This is a genomic window from Algisphaera agarilytica (genome assembly GCF_014207595.1).
GTDB lineage: Bacteria > Planctomycetota > Phycisphaerae > Phycisphaerales > Phycisphaeraceae > Algisphaera > Algisphaera agarilytica.
Window position 1 is genome coordinate 1 of sequence record NZ_JACHGY010000006.1, and the last position, 1881, is coordinate 1881.

1 protein-coding gene is annotated in these 1881 nt (G+C 63.1%); it reads right to left on the reverse strand.

All coding sequences use genetic code 11. The features are described 5' to 3' along the window. A partial coding sequence (locus tag HNQ40_RS18000) for a carbohydrate-binding protein (protein WP_221435647.1) occupies positions 1-1784 on the reverse strand: 1784 nt, incomplete at its 3' end. Positions 1785-1881 lie beyond the last annotated feature (97 nt).

Sequence of the window (1881 nt, forward strand, 5' to 3'; positions counted from 1 at the left end):
TCTTCCATAAAGAATCCGTGCCCATGGATGTCGTGCAGCACCACGTCCTGGATCTGCAGGTTGTGCGTGCCGTGCACCGTCACGCCTCGGTTGTTCGAGTTCGTCACCGACACGCCCTTCAGCACGTCGCCCGTCCGGTCGCCCGCCAGGTGCCAGTGGATCGGGTATCGCCCCAGCGTCCCGGTCTGACCCAAACGGTCCAGCTGCACGCCCTCCACCGAGATCTGACCCGCCGTCGGCATGATCATGATGTGACCGCTGATCCCCCGGTTGTCCCCCGTGCTCCCGCTGTTGAACAACGCACGGTTGCCCCAGTTGCTATCGGTGTCCTGTGACGCCAGGCCCTGCACCCGCACGTTGCGGTTCAGCAACGCCACCTCTGCACGCAGGTCGATCTCACGCGTGCCGTTGTCGTAGGTCTCGATCTCCCCGTAGTGACGCTGCGCCAGGTTCGCGTTGAGCGTCAGACGCGTCGTCCCGTTGCCCAGGTCCGTGATCCCCGTGATCGTACGCACCTCCTGGTCGTCGTAATCACGCGTCGAACTCGCGATCACGATCTCGTCGCCGACTTCCCAGTCCAGCTGGCCGTCCGACGCCGCCGTCGTCGTCCCGTCGAAGTTACGCTCGATCACGTTCTCCACGATGATCGAACCCGCCCCCGCCTCCGCCGTCACCCCCAGCTTCGTGAAACTGATCTTCTCCTGGCCGAAGAACTGCAACCGGCCGCCGCCCGCCGCCATCAGGAAGCCGTCGTTGTCGGTGATCTGCATCGTCCCCGTCGCCGTCTCCACCGTGAAGTCCGCGTTCTGATCGGTGCCGGTAAGGGTGAGGACGAAGTCCCCCTGGTCGTAGCGGTTCGCCGCCGAACCCACCTGGAACACACCCCCGCTGTTCACGTGCATCCAACGCGTCGTCAGCTCGATCGTCTGACCCGCAACCTCCGCCACGTCCAGCGTCCCGTGCACCACGATCTCTTTCGCCGTCGCGCTGCTGTCCAGCGTCACCGTCTGGCCCTGCGACACGATCGCCCGCGTGTTCGCGTCCGGCACCCCGTTGCTCCACGTCGACGCACTGCTCCAATTGCCCGACTGCACCGCAGAAGTCGTACCCGACTGCATCGCTTCGCCGAACCGGATCCAGTTGAAGTTAAAGCCGCCACCCACCGCCTCAAGACGCAAAGCAACCGTGTCGGAAGTCAACGCCACGTTGTTCGCCGTAACATCCGACCACGTCTGCCAGCCCCCGGTCGAGTTCACGTTGAAGTACCCGATCTGCGTATAAACGAGCTGCCCCCCGGGGGTAAACTGCTCCACCGCCAGAAGACGAAGATCCCCGGGGTCGCTGTTCTGGGAAGCCACCCGGGCCGTCACATCGAACAGCCCACCCGCGGTATCCACCGAATAGTCCAGCCACTCGCCATCCGCGATCCAACCCACGTTGTAACCCCCGCCGGCGTCGGTGGTCGCCTGGATATCCACCCCTTCGCCGGCGCGGAACGCACCGCCGTTGTTCGATGTGTCCGTGTCGCTGTAACCAAACCCCTCGCCACCCAGATCAAACTCTTCCACCTCGATCTGCGTCCCACCAACAATCGTAAAAGGCTGAGAGTTGTACGGCGTGCCGCTGAGCAAAACCCGCGGCTCCAACACCTCGAAGTTCGCAACCCCTTCACACCCCTCACCATCCAAGCCCGTCGGCTTACCCCGCATTACCCCCTCCGGCCACAACGACGACGGAAAAACAGACGGGGCCGATCGCAACAGAGACAGAACCGACTTCTTCATCTAAAACAACTCCACACTGAAAAAGAATTGACCTGGATAACAGCGGCGAAGCATCACGCGGAGGGATCACCAAAAGGCGACAGAGCGTGGGGCGGGA